We start from the raw sequence: 20,303 nt of genomic DNA on the forward strand, positions 1-20,303 counted from the left end.
GGCGGTGGGCATGGTACATTTTGTCATGGCGGCTGATGCGGTTGATTCTGGTGTAGGAGCTTGAATTATAACCGATTTTCAGCCGCTTTTTTCATGCCCGATGCAATATCCGGGCTAGGCTTCTGGACCATGCGTGTCATTTTTTTGGTAGGTGCCGCAGTACAAATACCATTAGCCGCTAGCGCAATTTTCCTATCTAACTCCCTTTTGACAATCATTGAGAGGTAGGAAGCTAACAATGATGTCGGGGTATTCGTTACAGTAGTTCTTGTCCATTTGGCTATATCGTTTCGCTCCGCTGTCTTGAGACGTTGCTGCAGACAGAACGGTATCGTCGGCTGGATTGCGAAATGGTTTGCGGAATCTGGGAAGCAGCGACAGTGATCGTGAGTAAAATTGAGTATACTCAGACATTTGAAAACCAGCTTCATGATCATTTCAATTATCTGACCCGCCACATTGGGCAGGAAGCCGCCAAAGACATGCTCGAGGCCTTTCTCGATGATTTCGAGTCTCGGGTGTCCAGTCATCTCGAAAGAGTTCCTCTGTGTGAGGAAGCCGCTGATCTTGGTTTGACCCGTTATCATGACTATGTGAATGCCCAACTTCAGCTACGAGCGATATATCGGCTGGAAGAAGCAGATCGCCGTATTCTGGGCATGCTGTTCTTGGGTACCCGTCAAAGCCTGCGTCAGGCACTCATCCAATACTGCCTGCGCAGGGAGTAATTCTTTCGCTTCAAGCTTCGAGTCGTCAGAGTTACGCTTTCAGCTCGATCTCCACAAAGGCAAATGCCTCTTCTCCCCCATTGATGACGTTGTGTTCGGTGCCCGCCGAACGGGTGTAAGACACGCCCGCGGACAGGATCGCTTCCTTGGGACCTTCCGAGGTTTCGAGGTTCAGGACGCCATCCGCCAGGGGCACCACGACATAGTCGTATTCATGCCTATGCCAGCCGGTTTCTCCGCCGGGTGGGAAGTCCCAGCGCGTCACGATCACGTGGTCGTTGTCCAGTTGTACCGTGGGGGTGGCGCTGGGTCGTTGGGTTGTCATGTCGTGCTCCTTGTATTCCTGAATTACGAAACGCTTCAGTGTCGCACAAGACGTTATCGCTTTTTGTTAGGCTGGTCTAAAGGGGTAGCCTCGAGGACATGACCGTTCATCGGGCTTGCCGATAGGATTTCGGCGGAAACGACAGGGAGCCAGCATGCACCATATCGAGAACACCACCTTCGACGAGATCGAGATCGGTCAGTCGGCACAGCTCGTACGCACGCTCAGGCGCGAGGATATCGAGCTCTTCGCGATCATGTCCGGGGACGTCAATCCCGCTCACCTGGACGAGGAATTCGCGCAATCCGGTCGTTTTCAACGGGTGATCGGGCAAGGCATGTGGGGCGGCGCGCTGATCTCTGCAGTACTCGGCACGGAGTTACCTGGTCCCGGCACCCTCTATCTCAATCAGTCCTTGAGCTTTCGTCGTCCGGTCGGGATTGGAGATACCTTGACGGTGCGCGTTACCGTGCGCGAGAAACATCCCGAGAAAAAGCGGGTGATCCTGGATTGCGAATGTGTCAATCAGGCCGGCGAAACAGTGATCCTGGGCGAGGCGGAGGTGATTGCGCCGACCAAGAAGGTACGCAGGCCTAAAGTGTCATTACCACGAGTGTATTTACACGAGCCAGGGGCCCGCTACAAGGCGCTCATTGATGCAACAAAGGATCTCGAGCCGGTGCGGACGGCTATCGTGCATCCTTGTGATGCATTATCACTGTCCGGTGCACTCGAGGCGTCAAGCCAGGGATTGATCATCCCGATACTCGTTGGACCCCGTGCCAAGATCGAAGCGGCTGCTGTAGAGGCCGAGTGTGATCTTGACGGGATCGAGATCGTTGACACGCCGCACAGCCACGCCGCCGCAGAAATGGCGGTCAGCCTGGTTCGGCAGGCCAAAGTCGAGGCCTTGATGAAGGGCAAGCTGCATACCGATGAGTTGTTGGCAGCGGTCGTCAACAGCGCTCATGGTATCAGGACCGAGCGGCGCCTGAGTCATGTCTATGCACTTGATGTGCCTCATTATCCCAAACCGCTATTCATCACCGATGCGGCGATCAACATCTATCCGACCCTCGACGACAAGCGCGATATCGTGCAGAACGCTATCAATCTTGCCCATGCGCTGGGTATTGACCTGCCCAAGGTGGCGCTGTTATCGGCAGTAGAGACGGTGACGCCCAAGATCAATTCGACGGTCGAGGCGGCGGCACTGTGCAAGATGGCGGATCGCGGTCAGATCAGTGGCGGTATTATCGATGGTCCGCTTGCCTTCGACAATGCGGTCTCTCCAGAGGCGGTCAAGACCAAGGGCCTCAGTTCGCCGGTGGCAGGGGATGCGGACATCCTCGTTGCGCCGGATCTCGAGGCAGGCAATATGATCGCCAAACAGCTCATCTATCTTGCGGGTGCGGATGCGGCGGGGGTTGTGCTGGGCGCCCGGGTGCCCATCATGTTGACCAGCCGCGCCGACAATACCCTTAGCCGGCTTGCCTCTGCGGCCATCGTTCAGCTTTTCGTGCGGCGTTCCTCGCATGCGATGGGCTAGAACCGCCTTTCGTTGAGTTTGATGCTCTGGGTCCGGATGACCAACCGGCTCCAACTCGTGGGCGAAACCGATCCTGATAACTCGGGTCTCAGGTTCACCGGCTATTATAACGACAGCTGCACAGCGCCGCTGTGACAACCCCTATGAGCCGGTTTTCAGGGAGACGACGTGAACCATCCCAATCAATGGCGTTGTTGGGTATTGGCCGTCGCGCTGAGCGCATCCGCGACATCTGGTGCTGTGCAGGAAGGTCCGGGTGTGCAGCTGGCGGAGGTCGAGCGGTCGGAGGTGTTCGAAGAAGTCACCCTGAATGGCACCGTCACCGCCTTGCGGAGCTCGCAGCTGTCAGCCTCGGTCGAAGGCCTGGTCGATGTGGTCAACGCTCAGCCCGGTGATCGGGTGGCCCGAGGCGATGTGCTGGTAGAACTGGACGATGAACTCGCCGGTTTTACGCTGGATTCTGCCCGGGCCGAGCGGCAGGAAGCCGCAGCCCGGCTTGCGGAGGCCCGGCGCCGGTTGAATGAAGCGCGTTCAGTCGGGCCTGGCAGGAACATCGCCGCCACCGAAGTGAGTGCGCGGGAGAGTGAGGTGGCGGCCGCAGATGCCGCGTTGCTTCGCTTGCAGGCAGAGCAGCAGCGCCAGGCGGGCGTAGTGCGTCGCCACCGCATCACGGCGCCCTACGAGGGCGTCATCCAGGCGCGCCATATCGACCTGGGCGAATGGGTGACACCGGGTGATCCGCTGATGGAACTGGTGGACCTCAGCAATCTGCGTCTTGATTTCCCGGTGCCGCAGAGCCTTTACAGCCTGATCGCCGAGTCGGGCAAGGTCCAGGTCAGTGTCGAGGAGGTCGGCAGCAGCGATAGCGTATCGGTCGATATCGATGTGCTGGTGCCGATCAGTGACTCGCAAGCGCGCACCTTCCTGTTGCGCGCCATCAAGCCGGATCGGCTCGAGGTATTGCCGGGCATGGCGCTGACGGCGCTTCTGCGAGTCCCTAGCGGCCGCGAGGGCCTCTCCGTACCGAGAGATGCCATCAACCGTTATCCGGATGGCCGGGTGACGGTCTGGATCGCCGAGCCCATTGATGACGAGCAATACCGGGTCGAGGAAAAACGCATCAGGCTGGGTAGTGCCTACCGGGACCGAGTGGTGGTGACGGAAGGTCTGGAAGCCGGCCTCTGGGTGGTCTCCAAGGGCAATGAGGCGTTGAACCAGGGCATGACGGTTCACGTTGCCAGTCAGGGAGAGCGTTGATGCTCGCCGCCATCATTCGACACGGCACCTTGGTCGCCGTGGTGACCCTGATCATTGCCATCCTGGGCGCGGCAGCGGCGCTGCGCATTCCCGTGCAGATGATCCCCGATCTCGAAGTACGCACCATCACGGTGGAAACCCAGTGGCCCGGCGCGACCCCCCAGGATATCGAAAAGGAAATCCTGGTGGAGCAGGAGCGCTATCTGCGCAATGTGCCCAATCTGAATCGAATGTCCGCCACTGCCATCAGCGGCTCCTCGGAAATCGAGCTGGAATTTCCCTTCGGCGTCGACATTACCGAGACCCTGATTCAGGTGAACAATGCCCTCAGCCAGGTCTCGGATTACCCGCGCAACGTCGATGAACCCCGCATCGTCGCGGCCTCTTTTTCATCCAATGCTTTCATGTACTTTCGGGTGTCGACACTGGAGGGCAACCCCCGGGAGCTCGACATCGACCGGATGAAGGATTTTGTCGAGGATCAGGTACGCCCCAGAATGGAGAGCGTCCCCGGAGTGTCGGAAGTCTCCGTCGGTGGCGGCGCCGATCGTCAGCTACAGATCATCGTGGACGAGCGCCGACTGGCTCAGCGTGGCGTGAGTCTTATAGACCTGCGGGACGCCATCTTGCAGCGCAACCAGGACATTTCCGGCGGCGAAGTGGATTCCGGCAAGCGCCGCTATCTGCTGCGCACCGTCGGCCGCTTCGACGACATCGAGGCGTTGCAGCAACTGGTGGTGACCCGTCGCGGCGACAGTGTCACGCGTCTTGGCGAAGTGGCCAGGATCGAGCAGGACCACGCCCGTATCCGCGAGGTATCCATCGTCGACGGCCAGCGAGTGCTGGGTCTCCAGGTGCGTCGTGAAAGCGGCTCCAACGTCATCGATATCAAGCGGGCGATGATGGAGGAAGTGGCGCTGATCAACGAAGAACTGCTCGAGCCCGCGGGGTTGGTGCTGGCGCTGAATTCGGATGACGCCCGCTATGTGGAAGCGTCCATTGCCAATGTCTGGACCAACCTGGGCATCGGGGCGGTGTTCGCGACCCTGGTGATGTACCTGTTCCTGCGCTCCTCCCGGGCCACCTTGGTGGGCGTGATAGGCATCCCCCTGTGTACCATCGCGGCCTTCCTGGGCCTGCTGATGACCGGCCGTACCATCAACGTCATCTCCCTGGCGGGCATCGCCTTCGCCATCGGCATGACGGTGGACAACAGCATCGTGGTGCTGGAGAACATCGAACGTCAGCGACGACGCGGCCTGGATCGCTTCGAGTCGGCACTGAAAGGGGTGCAGGAAGTCTGGCCTGCGGTGCTCGCCTCGACGATGACCACGGTGCTGGTGTTCTTGCCGATCCTGTTCATCGAGGAAGAAGCCGGGCAGCTCTACTCCGATGTGGCCATCGCCATTTCCGCGGCGATCATGGCGTCCATGCTGGTGGCGGTGACCCTGATTCCAACCCTCAGCGCCAGACTCGATTTTGGTTCCGACGAGACCTGCAGCGGCGGGCAGGAAGCATCCAGTGGTTGGGTGAAGGCCTTGTCGAACAAGATTCGCTGGCTGATCGAACGGCCTCTGCGTCGAAGTGCAACCCTGCTGATCACCCTGGTGCTCAGCACCCTGATCATCCTGCTGTTGACGCCACCCGCGGAATATCTTCCGGAGGGTGAAGAGCCCAAGACCTTCGCCAGCATGAACGCGCCGCCGGGATACAATCTCGATGAAATGGTGCGGATTTCCCGATTGGTGGAGGCCCATTTTCTCCCCCATGTGCAAGCCGATGGCTCCGCCTATGAAGCTGGTGAAACCGACATCCCGCCAATGGCCTACTTCAACATGCAGGTAGAGCCCAGCGGCATCCGGGTGATCTCCGAAACGCTGGATCCGACCCACATCGAAGCCCTGATGGATGCGCTCACCGCTTACTACGAGCGTTTCCCCGGCATGCGGGCGTTTGCCGCCAAGGGTTCTATCATTTCCAGCAATGACGGGGGTACGCGCAGCATCAACCTGGACATCTCCGGTGCGGATCTGGCCACTATCTATCAGGCGGCGGAGGCCGCTTATCGCCGGGCCGAGGAAATTTTCGACGATCCGCGCATCCAGACCGAGCCAAGCTCCCTGACCTTGGCGCAACCCCTGATACAGGTGCGGCCCGACTGGGACCGGATCGCGGAGCTGGGGCTGGATACCGAAGCGGTCGGCTTTACGGTGTCGTCCTTGACGGAGGGTGCCTACGTGGACGACTTCTTCCGTGACGACGACAAGATCGACATCTATCTCTACGGCAGCGCAGGCGGAGAGCCTGATCTGGCAAGGCTCTCGGGCATGCTGCTGCACACGCCCCAGGGTGCCACCCTGCCGCTTTCAAGCATCGCGGCCATCGAGGAAACGGTGGACACCAGCACGGTCAGGCGAATCGATGGCCGCCGGACGGTGACACTGAATATCATTCCGCCAGCAGACGTGGCGCTGGAAGCTGGGGTCGAGCGGGTCAGGAGCGAATTGGTGATGGCGCTCAGGGACAGCGGCGCGCTGCCATCGGTGATCAATGTCACGATTTCCGGTGCCAGCGACCAGCTCAATGCCACTCGCGACGCCTTGACCGGCAACTTCCTGATTGCGTTGTCGATCGTGTACCTGCTGCTGGTCGCGATCTTTGCCCACTGGGGGTACCCGCTGTTGATCATGACCGCGATTCCATTGGGCATCGCCGGGGGCATTGTCGGGCTTGCGGCCATGAATCTGGTAGGCGGTCTGCTGCCGCTCATCGGATTGCAGCCACTGCGGCAGCCGTTCGACATGATCACCATGCTCGGGTTTCTGATCCTGCTGGGAACGGTGGTCAACAACCCGATTCTGGTCGTTGATCAGGCCCGCCGAAACCTGAGGGAGAAGGGGGTTGGTGCCATCGACGCAGTCAGTCGCGCTGTTGAAACTCGCCTGCGACCGATTGCGATGACCACCCTGACGACCCTTTGCGGCCTCTCGCCGCTGGTGTTTCTGCCCGGTGAAGGCACCGAACTGTATCGCGGCGTGGGCGCGATCGTCTTGTTCGGCCTGGTCGGCGCTGCCGTCGTGACACTGACGTTCCTGCCGGCCCTGACGGTGTTCGTGCTGTCGATAGGCGAGGGTATGGGCGAGAGGAAAGCAGCGATCAAGGCGGAGGAGGGCTCGAGTGGAAACCGAACCGGGTAGATGCCTTCCTTCGCGGATTGCGTTATCGGCATGATCGGCTGATATCCAGCGCCGGGTTATAAACCGTCGTCGCAACATCCAGCATCCCCAGCGCGGTGTGGAACAGATTGGCCTGACTGTGGGGGCGGTCGGCATCCGCCTTCAGGCACGCGGGGTCGATCCCTGTGCGGCGTTGGATCTCGTCGGATAGCCACCAGATCATGGGCACCTGGGTCTGCTCGTCCGGGGCGATGATGTAGGGCAGGCCATGCAGATACACCCCGTTTTCACCCAGCGACTCGCCGTGATCGGAAAGATAGATCAGCGAGGCGGCGAAGCGTTGCTGCTGGCCGAGGAAGTCGATCATGTCGCTGAGCACCTGGTCGTTGTAAAGGATGGCATTGTCGTAGCTGTTGACGATCGCCTGCTGGTCGCATTGGCTCAAGTCGGCGCTGTCGCAGGTCGGCGTGAACTGACGAAACGCGTCGGGATAGCGCTGATAGTAACTAGGGCCGTGGTTGCCCAGCTCATGCAGCACGATCACCGTATCCCCCGTGCTCTGCTCGACGCGTTGTTTCAATTCTTCCGCCAAGGCCCCATCGAAGCAGCGCCCGCTGTCGCACAAGGCGGGATAATCCTTGGCGGCGATCGAAGTGGAGGCGACGCCGTCGCAGACCCCCTTGCACCCGGATTGGTTGTCCACCCAGGTCACGTCGATGCCGGCGTGCTTCAAGACATCGAGCAGGGATTCGTGACGCTTGATGTAGGACGCGTCGTAATCTTCATGTCCCAGCGGCGAGAACATGCAGGGTACCGAGACGGCAGTGCTGGTACCGCAGGAGGCAACGTCCGAGTAGTTGATCACATCGCGCCGGGCCAGCTCGGGGGTCGTCTGGCGTGAATACCCGTTCAGGCCCCAGTTGGCTGCACGCACGGTTTCGCCGACCACGATGACCAGCAAGGCGGGCTGCTGGCCTGGATGCTCGTTGATCGAGGCGTCGTTTTCGAGCGGCAGCCGCTCTTGTGACGCTACCTGATCGCTGGCGGCCAGTACGCGCTCCATCGATACGATGTAATTTCCTGGCGTCACCAGATAGCGCAGCTCGGGTTGGTTACGCATCAATGGCGACAGATGCTGGTAGGTCAGGAATACCGAGGCGACCAGCACGGTGGTGCTGAGCGAAAGGTAGCTCGTGCGACGCAGTAGGGCGCGCCGCCAGGAAACCGCCGGAATATGGACTCGGTAGAGCAACAGAATCGGCAGCACCGCGAAGGCTGCCATATGCAGGAGGAATCCACCGGTCAGCAGCTCGCCGGCTTCCTGGGCATCCGTCTGCAATACGTTGGTCAGCATGGTGGTGTCGAAATAGGTGCCATAGTGACTGGTGAAGTAACTCACCGCGGCGGCCACCAGGATCAGCAGCGCCAGTAACGGCTTGACCGTCCAACGGCTCACGAACAGCAGGAAGACCACATACTGCAGGCTGGTCAGCACCACCGCGTAACCCGTGGCCAGCACCCAGGTACCAGGTGCCATCAGATCATGTCCGCTGAGCGCGCCTTTCCAGAAGGGAAAGTTGTAGAGCAGGGTGAAGGCCAGCACCGTCACCAGAGTGAGGCGCTCCGGCTCCATCCGGGGCCGATAATGCCATACGCCAGACAGGATGCCCTTGAGTCGGGAAAACCGGAATGTCATGGGGAGTTGCTCGCAGTGGGACTTGGTACAGCTGGGGAGTCAGATCGAGTGTCGGCACGAGTTGGCGACCGTAGTAGGAGGTGGGCCAGCAGCAGGCTGATCGTCCAGCAGATCATCAGCGTCCAGATATCATGGGAAAGGAAGTGGGCACCGCGTAGTTGCTGGCCGACACCGAATGCCACGCCCATCGCCAGTCCGATGGCCAGCCCCAACCAACGCCACCGGGGCAGCATAGCGCCGAAGAAGAAATACAAGGCGAGCCAGGCGTACCCGGCACTGGCATGACCGGCGGGGAAGCAGGCGGTATCCGGTAAATTTGCAGGGCGGCTCTCGAACAAACCGATGAAGGGTAAGTCGCCGCCGTAACGGGCGAGATCCCACGGGCAGTCCATGCTCACCAGCTGCTTGAGTGTCGAAATACTCAACGTCGAGAGCAGTACGCTGAGTACCAGATAAGCCAATGGGCGACGCCATGTGCGCAGCGAGGGCCATGCCGTGCTGATGATGAGTCCTGCGATTGCAATGGCTCCCATCGTCTGACTCTCGACACGACCACCGTCATGCAGTATCGCCTCGGTGATGAGATGATGCTTCAGCGTCCAGGCGCTGCCTTCCCATCGATAAAGCCAATCGGCGACGGCGAAATCCACGTTGTGCAAATGAAAGATAAACAGCAGCATAAAGAAGCTGATCCAGGCCAGAATTAGCAGCTGGCAGAGCCGTTTAATGCTCAAATTAAGGCCGCTCCATTTCCATTAATTTCGATTAATTAAGGCTAAAATAAAAAGCAATTTAATTTCAGTTAATGAGGCATTATGACGATCAATACTTAACGAATACTTAAGCTGTGAGGGGTGTCGAAAGAAAAATAGAGAGGCGTTTTAAAGCTGGTTTTCCGATATTTTCTTAAGGGCAGTTTAAGAAACGAAGGAGATAGTGAAGCACCGGTCGCTTCTTATTCATGTCCATAGGGAGGGTAGAGCGTGACCAAGTGCTCGAGTAGGCGTTTCAAGATCGTCGGCGGGGTGACGGCTATCCTGGTCTTGGCGGGGCTTATCACGATCCAGGCCACCCATGGCCAGATATTTTCCATGGTGGCGTCGTGGCTCGCCGTCGAATCACGCCAGATCGGAGCAGCCTCTGCCGATTCCGGCGATCAGGTCGTTACGGCGAGAAACGACGCAGGGGATAAGGATTCCGTGCTGCTGGCTGCCGGAGATATCGCGCGGTGTCAGCCTCAAGAGGGCTTTGATAAAACCATAAGGAATCTCGAGTATACGTTTGGCAATGCCGCCGCCGAACCCTTGAAGGACGCTGGTGCTAACCAGACCGCAGAACTAGTCGATGACTATCCCGGCGTACCGGTCCTGGCCCTCGGCGATCTTGCCTATCCTGACGGTGCACCCGCTGATTTCAGGCTCTGTTACGACACCTATTGGGGGCACTTCAAGGATCGCACCTATCCCACGCCCGGCAATCATGAATATCATTCTCTCAACGCCTACGCCTACTACGATTATTGGGGCGTCCAGGCAGGGCCTGAGCGACGCGGCTACTATGCAAAGCGCATGAACGACTGGCTCCTGCTGTCCCTCAACAGCGAAGTATCGGCCGATGAGGACTCCGATCAGGCACGCTGGCTTGAGGCGCAATTGACCAATTCTGACGCTTCCTGTGTGCTTGCTTTCTTTCATAAACCAGCCTTCTCTACAAAAGAACGCGACGACAGTGAAGATGCCCGTCGGCTGTTCGATCTTCTCTATCGTCAGCGGGCAACGCTGGTGTTGAACGGCCACAACCATTTTTATGAACGAACCCGACCACTCGATGCGCAGGGTCAGGTCGATCCAGACGATGGCATCGTGACCTTTGTAGTCGGCACCGGGGGTACGCCTACTGATGATTCAAGAGAACCGGCGGCGTTTTCTGAGCGCCTGATCGGTGATACCTACGGTATGCTGAAGCTCACACTGTCCGAGAATGAATACAACTGGCAGTTTCTGTCTGCGCAAACGGGCAATGCGCTCGATAGCGGTAAAGGGGCTTGTAATCCGCGTCTGTGAGGAGTCGATATATTGAGAACTCACCACGAAGGACACTTTTCACAAAGAAGCGGCTGGCTACGTGCAGCGGTTTTGGGGGCTAATGATGGCATCGTCTCCACGGCGAGCTTGGTCATGGGGGTTGCCGCCTCGGGTGCCACGCAGGGAAACGTGCTGATAGCGGGTGTTGCGGGACTGGTGGCGGGTGCCATGTCGATGGCAGCAGGCGAGTATGTCTCGGTCAGCTCGCAAGCCGATACGGAGAAGGCCGATCTGCATCGTGAGCGGCTCGAGCTCAAAGCCCATCCCGAGTTCGAGCGCCGCGAGCTGGCGGGCATCTACGTCAAACGAGGGTTGGACGCCTCCCTTGCCGACCAGGTGGCCGAACAACTCATGGAAAACGATCCGCTGGCGGCGCACGCCCGGGACGAACTGGGTCTTTCAGAGGTGTATGCCGCGCGGCCCCTTCAAGCGGCATTAGCGTCGGCCGCCGCCTTTGCGGTGGGGGCCGCCCTGCCTCTATTGACGGCGCTGATCATGGCACCGCGATTCCTCATGGTCGCCACCGCGGGAAGCTCGCTGGTGTTTCTGGCCCTCTTGGGGAGCCTGGCGGCACGCGCAGGGGGTGCCAGCATCCTGGTCGGCGCCACTCGCGTGACCTTCTGGGGAGCACTCGCCATGGCGCTCACCGCTGGGGTGGGAAAGCTGTTCGGGGCCGTGGTATGAACAGCCTTGGCTGGAAGACTGGCATGCGTTGAGAGATAGACCGCCTTGACGGCGCTATCCATCATCGCGTCAGCATCATCGACATGAAGATGGGTGAAGTCGGTACTGGGGCCGGCGGGGTCGAGCACGCAGCGAACAGCTGCTCGGCCTCCGCCAAACGCCCACTCTACGTCAGCGATCGAACGCGCGGTTTGAAACGCACAGTCGCGACGATGTCGGTCAATACTGGAAGGAGACCCAACATGGGCAAGTACGTTGGTGGCTTCGTGGTCCCCGTTCCGAAGGACAATCTTGACGCCTATCGGCAGATGGTGGAGGAGGCGCGAGGCGCCTACCAGCGTGCCCTGAGCCTGACTCAGCAACAATGGGAGCAGCAGTTCCTCGAACGGCGGCTAGCCGAGCTGGGCAAATAACTCCAGGAATAGTGAAAGGGTGTGGCGCTGTGGGCGACCAATAATCACTGGTGTCCAACTGCTCCGTGGAGGCGCTCATGAAAGATGAACTGACGATCCAGACCGTGTCACGCGCATTACTGGTACTGCGCATCACCCTCGGGGTGTTCCTGTTGCAATGGGGCGTCGAGAAATTCGTCGTGCCTCAGAACACGACGGCCATCTGGGGGTACTTCTATGGCCTGAATGTATCGGAGCCGCTCGGCTATCTGTTCGGTGCGGTCGAGATAGCCATCGCGATCTGCCTGTTTATCGGGCGCTTCAAGACGATTGCCTACGGCGCGGCGCTCGGGCTGCATGCCGTCAGCGTGATCGTCTCTTGGCGACTGTTGCTCGACCCCTGGGGCAACTCGACGAACCATCTGTTCATCGCCGGGGTACCGGTATTGGGTGCCTTCATCGCCCTGTTCCTGTTGCGGCATTGGGATCATGGGTTGGCAGGCAAGGGAGTGTGAAAGACCTGGGCATGTGTCTTGAGGGCGCCGAACTCAACCCTTGATTCAGGCATCAATAGCGCCTGGGCCTGTCCGCTGCGCCATACCATTGCTCGGCCAGGGGCTCGAAGTGCATGAGTTCCTTGTGCAGTTCCATGCCATCCTCGGTCAGGCCATAGGTGACCTTCGGCGGCACGCTCTTCTTCTGGTCGCGCCAGATCAGGCCGTCGCCTTCCATACGCCGTAGCCGCTCGGTCAATACCTTCGCCGAGACGCCATCGAGAAGGTCTCGCAGCCCGACGAAACGCTGCGGCCCCGTTTCCCCCAGGACCCAAAGAATATGCACGGTCCACTCGCCCCAGAGCAGGCGCAGTAACTTGTCGGCCGGGCAGTTCGCGGGTAGCCCCTGTTTCGCCTGAGCCCCAGGCGCTTGGCGGCCACTGTGGGGGTCGTCTCGCATGTCTCTTCACTCTCTTGTGAATGCGGCGTCAGTCACCATTAGGTAACTACGTTTCGCTCAGGCTATGTTCGTCCTACGACGCTTGGTTTGCGAATCAGGCGGTGAATAGCGCCCTCGCCGATGGGTTGTATTACCGACAATGCCTTGGCCACTAGGGAGGGCCTGGTCTTGCGCAGAAGTCTGTCAGGTTGCCAAATGCGCCATCCGATCGGCAGCGTCCAGCAAGCTTTCCCGCGACGATCCCGTGCGTGCGCTTGCCGAGATACCTCGCATCAGCAGGATGGCGATATCTGCTTTACGCTCTGCGTCGGTCACTCCGAGCGCTCGCAATCGATCGGCGATCGCCGACCTGACCCGGACAACATTCTCCCGGATCAGGTTAGAAGCCCGAGTGTCGCTGGTCATCAACTCACCGTCGAGCACCATGCAGCCAGATCGGCCGGGGTATTCGGTATAGGCGGTTGCCGCACCGCGCAGCAGCTTACGCAACAATTCCTCGGCAGAGCCGGCGCGAGACAGGGCCTCGCCGACGAAGGTGCCACTACATTCGACGTAGTTCGCCAAAGCACGTTCAAAAAGGCCCAGCTTGCTACCGTAGGCCGCATAGAGGCTGGTCGCGGTGATACCGATCGTGCTGCTCAGCTCCGCGACGCCGACATCGTCATAGCCACGCGCATGGAAAAGAGCCATCGCCTTGGCAATGCCCTCGTTCACCGAAAATTTGCGTGGACGGCCAGCAGTTTTAACTTTATTTGTATCGCTCACTACAAAATCCATTGACTCAGATTGAGGATATATGTATCAATCACTACATAACCTGTTTGGCCGCTGATTGCAATCGTGCTGGGCGCCATTGGCGAACCATCAGGCGATACCATCAAATTCATATTGAGGTCATTGCCATGCTTAATTTCGCTGCTGTTCGTCGTACGACTCTTGTCGGTTTGATCGCCGCCACGATGACCATTCCGGTTTTCTCGCAGGAGGTGAATAGTACGGCTGCCCCCGTCCTGCGAGCTGATCCGGATTATCTCACCATGATCAATGTCTTTACCCCCACCTCGGGAACGCAAGACGAGGTCGCCACCGCCATTCAAAAAGGGCTCGAAGACTCGGTGAGTCATTTGCCTGGCTTTATCAATGCCACCGTTCACAAGAGTCACGACAACGAGTATGTCGTGGTTTACGCCCAATGGAAGGATCAAGCCTCGGTCGATGCCGCCGTAGAAGCCATACAGGGCGGCGGCGCGCCCGCGATGATGCAGGCTTTTACCATCGCGAATCCGGACTTCCATCCCTATGACGTGCTCTCTGTACACGTCGCAAAAGAGGAGAGGAGGCCATGAGCTACACGCTGCCCCCTAGGGTCTACTCGCGCCCGCATGCTCGAACGAGCCGATGTGTTGCGATATTTGTCACGGCCATCGCCTCGCTTGCCGTGAGTGGGCCAAGTCTCGCCCAGTCCGGCGAGATAGAGGCTGAGGTCGACCTCATCCTGCACAACGGCGATCTGGTTACCCTCGATCCGCTGCGGCCCCGCGCCGAAGCGGTCGCGATCGATGAGGGCATCATCGTCGCCACCGGGAATAGCGATACCATTCTCGCGCAGCGGGGTGAAGACACTCGGGTCATCGACCTTGCTGGGCGGATGGTGATCCCCGGCCTCAACGACAGTCATTCCCACGTGGTACGGGGTGGCCGCTTCTATAATACGGAGCTGCGCTGGGACGGTGTGTCCAATCTCGCACGAGCGGTCGAGATGGTCGCGGAACAGGCCGCGCACACCCCGGATGGCCAATGGGTGCGCGTCATCGGCGGTTGGTCGCCTTTCCAGTTCGAGGAGCGGCGCATGCCGACCCCGGCGGAGCTGACCCAAGCGGCACCCAACACGCCGGTCTTCGTGCTCTTCCTCTATAGTCGGGGGTTTCTCAATCGGGCGGGTGTCGAGGCGCTGGGTATTACCGCGGAGAGCGAGGCTCCGGCGGGTGGGCGCTACGAGATCACCGCCGATGGGGGCGCCATCCTGCACGCCGAGCCTAACCCGACCATACTCTATCAGACCATCGGCGCCTTGCCCGGCCTGTCGGAAGCCGATCAGGTCAACTCCACCCGGCAATTCTATCGCGAGCTCAATCGCTTTGGTGTCACCAGTGCCGTCGACGCCGGCGGTGGCGGGCATCTGTTCCCGACGGACTATGTCGGCTCGCAGCGCCTGGCCGATGAGGGCGCCATGCCGCTGCGCGTCTCGAACTATCTGTTCCCGCAACGCCCGGGTGAGGAACTCGAGGACTTCAAGACCTGGACCGAGAACTGGGCGGTCAATGTCAATCTGGCCGAGACGCTGGCGCACGGCTTCGTCGTCGAGGGTGGCGGCGAATTCCTCGTCTGGGCGGCCGGCGACTTCGAGAACTTCACGGCGGAGATGCCGGATATCACCACCCGCGAGGGCTGGCGCCAGGAGCTGATGGCGGTCACTCGGCACCTGTTGCGGGCGCGCTGGCCGATCCGCATTCATGCCACCTACGATGAATCCGTCGGCCACATCCTGGACGTGTTCGAGGCGGCCCATGCGGCCGAGCGCGAGGCCGGTCGACCGGGATTCGCCGGCGTGCGCTGGGCCATCGAGCACGCCGAAACGGTGAGCGTCGAGAACCTACGCCGGATTGCGGCCCTCGGTGGCGGAGTCGCCATCCAGGCGCGTATGGCCTATGCCGGGGAGTATTTCATCGAGCGCTATGGCCAGGACCTCGCCGCTCGGGCGCCACCGATCCGCGACATGATCGAGCTTGGCATTCCAGTTGGCGCGGGCACCGATGCGACGCGTGTGGCCAGCTATAATCCTTGGATAGCGCTGCACTGGCTGGTGACCGGCAAGACCGTAGGTGGCACCGAAACCCGTGCTGAACGCCACCGGTTGAGTCGTGAGGAAGCGCTGTCGCTCTACACGGTCGGCAGCGCCTGGTTTTCCGGCGAAGAGGCGCTCAAGGGACGGCTTGCACCGGGTCAGTTCGCGGATCTGGCGGTGCTGAGCGCGGATTACCTCGCCGTGCCGGAAGAGGAGATCACCGAGATCGAGAGCGTGCTCACCGTTACTGGCGGCAATATCGTGCACGGTGCGGGGCCCTTCGCCGACCTGGCGCCGGAGCTACCTAAGGTGAGCCCCGAGTGGTCACCGGTTTCTCGTTTCGGCGGCTACGCCAATGAATGACCACCGACAAAGGCGGGGGCACTACCATGATCATCGTCCGAGACCGCTACACCCGGGGCAAGACGCAAATCGGCTGGCTGGATAGCCAACATACCTTCTCCTTCGGTGACTACCACGACCCGAATCACATGGGCTTTGGCGCCTTGCGCGTCATCAATGACGACCGTGTCACGCCTGGCGCGGGGTTCCCTGGCCACAGTCATGCGGACATGGAGATCATCACCTATGTGCTCGAGGGGGCTCTCGAGCATCGCGACAGCATGGGCGACGGCGCGGCGATCATGAAGGAACCCAGGATCGAACTCGACACGGACCTGCACGGCGAGGTGCTGCTCTTCGATCTGGCCTGACGGAGAACATGGTGATGATACAAGCGAACGCGTCCACCGCCTGGCCGGACATTCCCTACACCGCCTGGCGCGAGAGCTGTACTGCGCTGCATCTGTGGTCGCAGATCGTCGGCAAGTACCGGCTGGCGCATACGCCGTGGGTCAATCACTCCTGGCACGCCACGCTCTACGTGACGCCGCGTGGCCTGACGACCGGGCCGGTGCCGGATGGCGCGCGCACCATCACGCTGACCTTCGACTTTTGCGACCATTGCCTGCTTGCCGAGGCGGAGGGCGGGGAGCACCGCCGTTTTGCCTTGGAGGCGATGAGCACCGCGCAATTCCTGGAGCGTACCGCCCAAGTGGTCACGGCATTGGGTGGCCATTTCGACATCGATGGCCGCCCCAACGAGGTGGTCGACCCCGTACCCTTTGCCAAGGATACCGACGTTCGGCCCTATGACGCCGAAGCGGTGCAGGGCTTTCATCAGGCGCTGACCGGTATCGAGCGCGTCTTTGCGCATTTTCGTACCGCTTTCCTCGGCAAGGTCAGCCCGGTGCATCTGTTCTGGGGCTCCTTCGATCTGGCCGTCACGCGCTTTTCCGGTCGCCGGGCATCCCTGCATCCGGGCGGCTTTCCCAATCTGCCGGATGCGGTGACCCGCGAAGCCTATAGCCATGAAGTCTCCTCGGCCGGCTTCTGGCCCGGCGGTGGCGGTATCGACGAGGCGATGTTCTATGCTTACGCCTATCCTGTGCCAGAGGACTTCAAGAATCAGTCGGTCCTGCCGGCGGCTGCGCGTTTCGATGACACCCTGGGTGAATTCCTGCTGCCGTATGCGGCGGTGCGCAGCGCGGCCGATCCACAAGCCGATCTGATGCAGTTCCTGCAATCGACCTATGCGGCGGCGGCCGACACGGGCGGCTGGGATCGAGGGGCGCTCGAATGTGATCTCGGCGTGCCCCGTGTACCGCGGGCGGTTCGGCCGAACTAGCCAGAGACGTTGTGAAAGATGTCATGATAGCCGAGCGGCCTCGCACTCCGATGCCGCATCAATGATGTGTCGCCTGTCAGGGGGAAATAGCCATGAGCTGGACGCCGTGTCCCGATCCCATTCCCGGCGATCGCGCCTCGACCGAGGCCATCGAGATGCTCATCGTGCCGCGGGCGGTGGATCTCGGCGAGATGGAGGTGCGGCGCGCGCTGCCGTCGCTGAAGCGACAGATGGTCGGCCCGTTCATCTTCTTCGATCAGATGGGCCCCGCCCAATTCGGGGCCGATCAGGGCATCGAGGTCCGCCCGCACCCGCATATCAACCTCGCCACCGTCACCTATCTTCTCGAGGGCGAGATCCTGCACCGCGACTCGCTGGGCACCGAGCAGACCATCGCCCCCGGCGCGGTGAACTGGATGCGTGCCGGGCGCGGTATCGTGCATTCCGAACGCACCTCAACAGATCGGCGTCGGACCGGGCAACACCTCTTCGGCCTGCAGACCTGGATGGCGTTGCCGGTGGATCAGGAGGAGGGTGAGCCCGACTTCATTCACCATGGCGCTGACGCGCTGCCCGTGGTCGAGGCGGACGGCATGCGGACCCGGCTGATCGCGGGGAGTGCCTTCGGTGTGCAATCGCCGCTGATCACTGCCTCCGAGACGCTGTATGCCGAACTGCAGCTCGATGCCGGCGCTCGGGTGCAGATCGAGCCGACCCACGAGGAGCGCGCCCTCTACACGATACGCGGCGAAATCGAGGTGGCGGGCACTGCCTTCAAGCCGGCACAACTGGTCATATTGCGGCCCGGCGATGCCATCACGGTCATTGCCAAGACGGATGCATTGTTCATGCTCTTCGGCGGTGAACCCATGGGTGGACCGCGTTACATCTGGTGGAACTTCGTCTCCTCGCGGCCCGAGCGAATCGAACAGGCGAAGGAGGAGTGGGCGAAAGGGCGCTTCGACACGGTGCCGGGTGATGAGGAGGAGTTCATCCCGCTGCCCGAGAACAAGGGCCGGCCCAAACGCGCCGAGGGTGGGGTTCACTATCCATGATCACGTAATAGTTAATGGATAGCTAAACAATAGTCGAGTCCCGAGGAGCCGCACTTGCCGAGTTTCGATCCCACCGCCCTGGAGCTGCGTTTCTGGGAAGCCCTCGGGCTGATTGTGCTGGCTTGTATCTTCGTGCCGCTGTTCCGCCGGTTTGGACTGGGATCGATCATCGGTTATCTGGTAGCCGGTATCGCGGCGTCTCTTGTGTTGCCGCTTAGTGTCTCCGAGCATCCCGAGGAGCTACTGCATTTCGCTGAATTCGGCATTGTGCTGTTTTTGTTCGTGATCGGTCTCGAGTTCAGGCCGGCGCGACTGTGGGAAATGCGTGGCACGATCTTCGGTCGAGGACTCGCCAAGGTTCTCGCCTGCGGTGTGGTGTTGGCCATCGCACCGCTTTTGTTTGGGCTGAGCTGGCAGGCCAGTCTGATCATCGGCCTTGGCCTGGCGCTCTCGTCGACGGCCTTGGTGGTTCAAGTGCTTGATGAGAAGGGTGAGCGGGGGAGCCAGTATGGCCAGGCCTCGTTCTCGGTTCTGCTGTTTGAGGATCTGGCGATTGTTCCTCTATTGCTGCTGGTGCAGCTGCTTTCCCCTACTGGCGAAGAGATGAGTCTTGGCCATAACCTTCTGGCTGTCGGTATCGGAATTCTGGCCATCGGGTTACTGATCGCGGTTGGTCGTTTTGCACTCGAGCCCATGTTCCGCATACTGGCCCGCACCCGAATGCCTGAGATCATGACGGCTAGCGCATTGGGAGTGGTCATCGCCGCGGCGCTGCTCATGGATCTAGCCGGCATGTCCTACGCCATGGGGGCGTTCATCGCCGGCGTCATGCTGGCGGAGTCGCCCTATCGACATGAGGTCGAGGCCGATATCGAGCCGTTTCGCGGCCTGTTCCTGGGGCTGTTCTTTATCGCGGTCGGCCTGTCTCTTGATCTAACTAGTGTGATCGATAATTGGTTGCTGATTCTTGTCGCGGTGGCACTGTTCATGACCCTGAAGGGGGTTACGATCTATGGCGTCTCGCGGTTATTTCGATCAAGCCAGGAGACCTCGGCACGCACGGCGCTGGCGCTCGCCCAACACGGCGAATTCGGCTTCGTGCTGTTCTCGGCGGCGGCATCCGCCGCGCTGTTCGATGCCGAAACGGCCTCGATCCTGGTCGCCATCGTTACCCTGTCGATGGCGGTTTCGTCACTGCTTGACCGTGTCGATAGATGGCTCTTCAAAGCGCCCAAGTCCCAGTCCATTGATGAGGATTTCAGCGATGCGGGCGGCAGTGTGCTGATCGTTGGGTTTGGCCGCTTCGGTCAGATCGTTGCTCAACCGCTATTGGCGGAGCGCCTCTCCGTCACCATCATCGACAACGATGCCGAACGTGTACACGAGGCGAGTCGCTTCGGCTCTCGCGTGCACTTCGGCGACGGCACGCGACGCGATGTGCTCCAGGCGGCCGGTGCGATGGAGGCTCGGCTGGTCATCGTGTGCGTCGACGAACCGGATACGTGCGACCAAATCGTTGAGCTGGTGCAGCGGGATTTCAATCACCTGAACATACTGGCTCGCGCCTACGATCGCATTCACGCGATCAAGCTCATCAATATGGACGTGAAGAGTGCGGTGCGGGAAACGATTGATGCCGCCTTTTGCGTCGGTACCCACGCACTCACCGCGCTCGGCTATTGTGAAACCGACGCCATGGAAATCGTCGAACGCGTGCGTTCTCGTGATCAGGCGTTGCTGGAAAGTCAGACGATCACAGCGCGCGGTGCTCCCGATCGCCAGGCCGCACTCGAACGTATCTTGCCCGAACCTTTGACAAAGGCGCGGCGGCGATAGTGGTGCTTGCCATAAAATAGCATGCGACTTCCGGA

Annotated in this window: 18 protein-coding genes and 1 pseudogene; 14 read left to right on the top strand and 5 right to left on the bottom strand. The window is 60.3% G+C overall.

Translation table 11 applies throughout. From position 1 onward, the window contains the following. Positions 1-386: 386 nt before the first annotated feature. Positions 387-728, top strand: coding sequence for a hypothetical protein (locus ACPF7Z_RS17490; protein WP_425194524.1), 342 nt, complete (start codon positions 387-389; stop codon positions 726-728). A gap of 31 nt (positions 729-759) precedes the next feature. Here ACPF7Z_RS17490 and ACPF7Z_RS17495 read toward each other — a convergent pair whose 3' ends face one another. Beyond that, positions 760-1,053 (bottom strand): cupin domain-containing protein, encoded by a 294-nt coding sequence (locus tag ACPF7Z_RS17495; protein ID WP_425194525.1) that lies wholly within the window; start codon positions 1,051-1,053, stop codon positions 760-762. Positions 1,054-1,207: 154 nt separating this feature from the next. On the opposite strand from ACPF7Z_RS17495, the gene ACPF7Z_RS17500 reads away from it, so the two are divergent. From ACPF7Z_RS17500 to ACPF7Z_RS17510, 3 genes are all read left to right on the top strand, one after another. Next, the gene (locus tag ACPF7Z_RS17500) at positions 1,208-2,602 is read left to right on the top strand and encodes a bifunctional enoyl-CoA hydratase/phosphate acetyltransferase (protein WP_425194526.1); all 1,395 of its coding nucleotides are present in this window, start codon (positions 1,208-1,210) and stop codon (positions 2,600-2,602) included. A gap of 168 nt (positions 2,603-2,770) precedes the next feature. Next, positions 2,771-3,859: an efflux RND transporter periplasmic adaptor subunit gene (locus ACPF7Z_RS17505; RefSeq protein WP_425194527.1), complete on the top strand. Its 1,089-nt coding sequence runs from the start codon at positions 2,771-2,773 to the stop codon at positions 3,857-3,859. Further along, complete coding sequence (locus ACPF7Z_RS17510; RefSeq protein ID WP_425194528.1) at positions 3,859-7,056, top strand: efflux RND transporter permease subunit; 3,198 nt, start codon at positions 3,859-3,861, stop codon at positions 7,054-7,056. The genes ACPF7Z_RS17505 and ACPF7Z_RS17510 overlap by 1 nt, the downstream gene beginning before the upstream one ends. Positions 7,057-7,078: 22 nt before the next feature. Here ACPF7Z_RS17510 and ACPF7Z_RS17515 read toward each other — a convergent pair whose 3' ends face one another. Next, positions 7,079-8,731, bottom strand: a complete 1,653-nt coding sequence (locus tag ACPF7Z_RS17515; protein WP_425194529.1) for a phosphoethanolamine transferase — start codon at positions 8,729-8,731, stop codon at positions 7,079-7,081. Continuing rightward, complete coding sequence (locus tag ACPF7Z_RS17520; protein ID WP_425194530.1) at positions 8,728-9,411, bottom strand: phosphatase PAP2 family protein; 684 nt, start codon at positions 9,409-9,411, stop codon at positions 8,728-8,730. The genes ACPF7Z_RS17515 and ACPF7Z_RS17520 overlap by 4 nt, the downstream gene beginning before the upstream one ends. A gap of 303 nt (positions 9,412-9,714) precedes the next feature. Between ACPF7Z_RS17520 and ACPF7Z_RS17525 the strand changes: the two genes are divergently transcribed. From ACPF7Z_RS17525 to ACPF7Z_RS17540, 4 genes are all read left to right on the top strand, one after another. Continuing rightward, positions 9,715-10,794 (top strand): metallophosphoesterase family protein, encoded by a 1,080-nt coding sequence (locus ACPF7Z_RS17525; protein WP_425194531.1) that lies wholly within the window; start codon positions 9,715-9,717, stop codon positions 10,792-10,794. 9 nt (positions 10,795-10,803) lie between these two features. After that, the gene (locus ACPF7Z_RS17530; protein ID WP_425194562.1) at positions 10,804-11,499 is read left to right on the top strand and encodes a VIT1/CCC1 transporter family protein; all 696 of its coding nucleotides are present in this window, start codon (positions 10,804-10,806) and stop codon (positions 11,497-11,499) included. 242 nt (positions 11,500-11,741) lie between these two features. After that, positions 11,742-11,912 (top strand): DUF1428 family protein, encoded by a 171-nt coding sequence (locus ACPF7Z_RS17535; protein ID WP_425194532.1) that lies wholly within the window; start codon positions 11,742-11,744, stop codon positions 11,910-11,912. A 77-nt stretch (positions 11,913-11,989) separates the two neighbouring features. Next, on the top strand, positions 11,990-12,406 hold the full coding sequence (locus ACPF7Z_RS17540) for a DoxX family membrane protein (RefSeq protein ID WP_425194533.1): 417 nt from the start codon (positions 11,990-11,992) through the stop codon (positions 12,404-12,406). Positions 12,407-12,458: 52 nt separating this feature from the next. Here ACPF7Z_RS17540 and ACPF7Z_RS17545 read toward each other — a convergent pair whose 3' ends face one another. Then, complete coding sequence (locus ACPF7Z_RS17545) at positions 12,459-12,845, bottom strand: winged helix-turn-helix transcriptional regulator (RefSeq protein WP_425194534.1); 387 nt, start codon at positions 12,843-12,845, stop codon at positions 12,459-12,461. A gap of 183 nt (positions 12,846-13,028) precedes the next feature. Further along, a complete protein-coding gene (locus tag ACPF7Z_RS17550; RefSeq protein WP_425194535.1) occupies positions 13,029-13,610 on the bottom strand; it encodes a TetR/AcrR family transcriptional regulator in 582 nt (193 codons plus the stop codon). 137 nt (positions 13,611-13,747) lie between these two features. On the opposite strand from ACPF7Z_RS17550, the gene ACPF7Z_RS17555 reads away from it, so the two are divergent. From ACPF7Z_RS17555 to ACPF7Z_RS17580, 6 genes and pseudogenes are all read left to right on the top strand, one after another. Further along, positions 13,748-14,191, top strand: a complete 444-nt coding sequence (locus ACPF7Z_RS17555) for an antibiotic biosynthesis monooxygenase (RefSeq protein ID WP_425194536.1) — start codon at positions 13,748-13,750, stop codon at positions 14,189-14,191. Next, on the top strand, positions 14,188-16,053 hold the full coding sequence (locus tag ACPF7Z_RS17560) for an amidohydrolase (RefSeq protein ID WP_425194537.1): 1,866 nt from the start codon (positions 14,188-14,190) through the stop codon (positions 16,051-16,053). The genes ACPF7Z_RS17555 and ACPF7Z_RS17560 overlap by 4 nt, the downstream gene beginning before the upstream one ends. Positions 16,054-16,079: 26 nt before the next feature. Beyond that, positions 16,080-16,325 (top strand): annotated as a pseudogene (locus tag ACPF7Z_RS17565) (pirin family protein); the annotation flags it as partial. A gap of 92 nt (positions 16,326-16,417) precedes the next feature. Further along, positions 16,418-17,377 (top strand): DUF5996 family protein, encoded by a 960-nt coding sequence (locus ACPF7Z_RS17570; RefSeq protein ID WP_425194538.1) that lies wholly within the window; start codon positions 16,418-16,420, stop codon positions 17,375-17,377. A 92-nt stretch (positions 17,378-17,469) separates the two neighbouring features. Next, the gene (locus ACPF7Z_RS17575) at positions 17,470-18,432 is read left to right on the top strand and encodes a pirin family protein (protein WP_425194539.1); all 963 of its coding nucleotides are present in this window, start codon (positions 17,470-17,472) and stop codon (positions 18,430-18,432) included. Positions 18,433-18,486: 54 nt separating this feature from the next. Continuing rightward, a complete protein-coding gene (locus tag ACPF7Z_RS17580) occupies positions 18,487-20,268 on the top strand; it encodes a monovalent cation:proton antiporter-2 (CPA2) family protein (protein ID WP_425194540.1) in 1,782 nt (593 codons plus the stop codon). Positions 20,269-20,303: the final 35 nt, after the last annotated feature.

The sequence above is a fragment of the Halomonas sp. GXIMD04776 genome (genome assembly GCF_049808615.1).
Classification (GTDB): Bacteria; Pseudomonadota; Gammaproteobacteria; order Pseudomonadales; family Halomonadaceae; genus Modicisalibacter.

What these genes read in the sequence shown, in the direction of transcription:
- ACPF7Z_RS17535 (WP_425194532.1), top strand. Translation starts at nt 11,742, where the DNA reads ATGGGCAAGTACGTTGGTGGCTTCGTGGTCCCCGTTCCGAAGGACAAT.
- ACPF7Z_RS17570 (WP_425194538.1), top strand. Translation starts at nt 16,418, where the DNA reads ATGATACAAGCGAACGCGTCCACCGCCTGGCCGGACATTCCCTACACC.
- ACPF7Z_RS17575 (WP_425194539.1), top strand. Translation starts at nt 17,470, where the DNA reads ATGAGCTGGACGCCGTGTCCCGATCCCATTCCCGGCGATCGCGCCTCG.
- ACPF7Z_RS17500 (WP_425194526.1), top strand. Translation starts at nt 1,208, where the DNA reads ATGCACCATATCGAGAACACCACCTTCGACGAGATCGAGATCGGTCAG.
- ACPF7Z_RS17560 (WP_425194537.1), top strand. Translation starts at nt 14,188, where the DNA reads ATGAGCTACACGCTGCCCCCTAGGGTCTACTCGCGCCCGCATGCTCGA.
- ACPF7Z_RS17510 (WP_425194528.1), top strand. Translation starts at nt 3,859, where the DNA reads ATGCTCGCCGCCATCATTCGACACGGCACCTTGGTCGCCGTGGTGACC.
- ACPF7Z_RS17555 (WP_425194536.1), top strand. Translation starts at nt 13,748, where the DNA reads ATGCTTAATTTCGCTGCTGTTCGTCGTACGACTCTTGTCGGTTTGATC.
- ACPF7Z_RS17515 (WP_425194529.1), bottom strand. Translation starts at nt 8,731, where the DNA reads ATGACATTCCGGTTTTCCCGACTCAAGGGCATCCTGTCTGGCGTATGG.
- ACPF7Z_RS17545 (WP_425194534.1), bottom strand. Translation starts at nt 12,845, where the DNA reads ATGCGAGACGACCCCCACAGTGGCCGCCAAGCGCCTGGGGCTCAGGCG.
- ACPF7Z_RS17495 (WP_425194525.1), bottom strand. Translation starts at nt 1,053, where the DNA reads ATGACAACCCAACGACCCAGCGCCACCCCCACGGTACAACTGGACAAC.
- ACPF7Z_RS17520 (WP_425194530.1), bottom strand. Translation starts at nt 9,411, where the DNA reads ATGCTGCTGTTTATCTTTCATTTGCACAACGTGGATTTCGCCGTCGCC.
- ACPF7Z_RS17540 (WP_425194533.1), top strand. Translation starts at nt 11,990, where the DNA reads ATGAAAGATGAACTGACGATCCAGACCGTGTCACGCGCATTACTGGTA.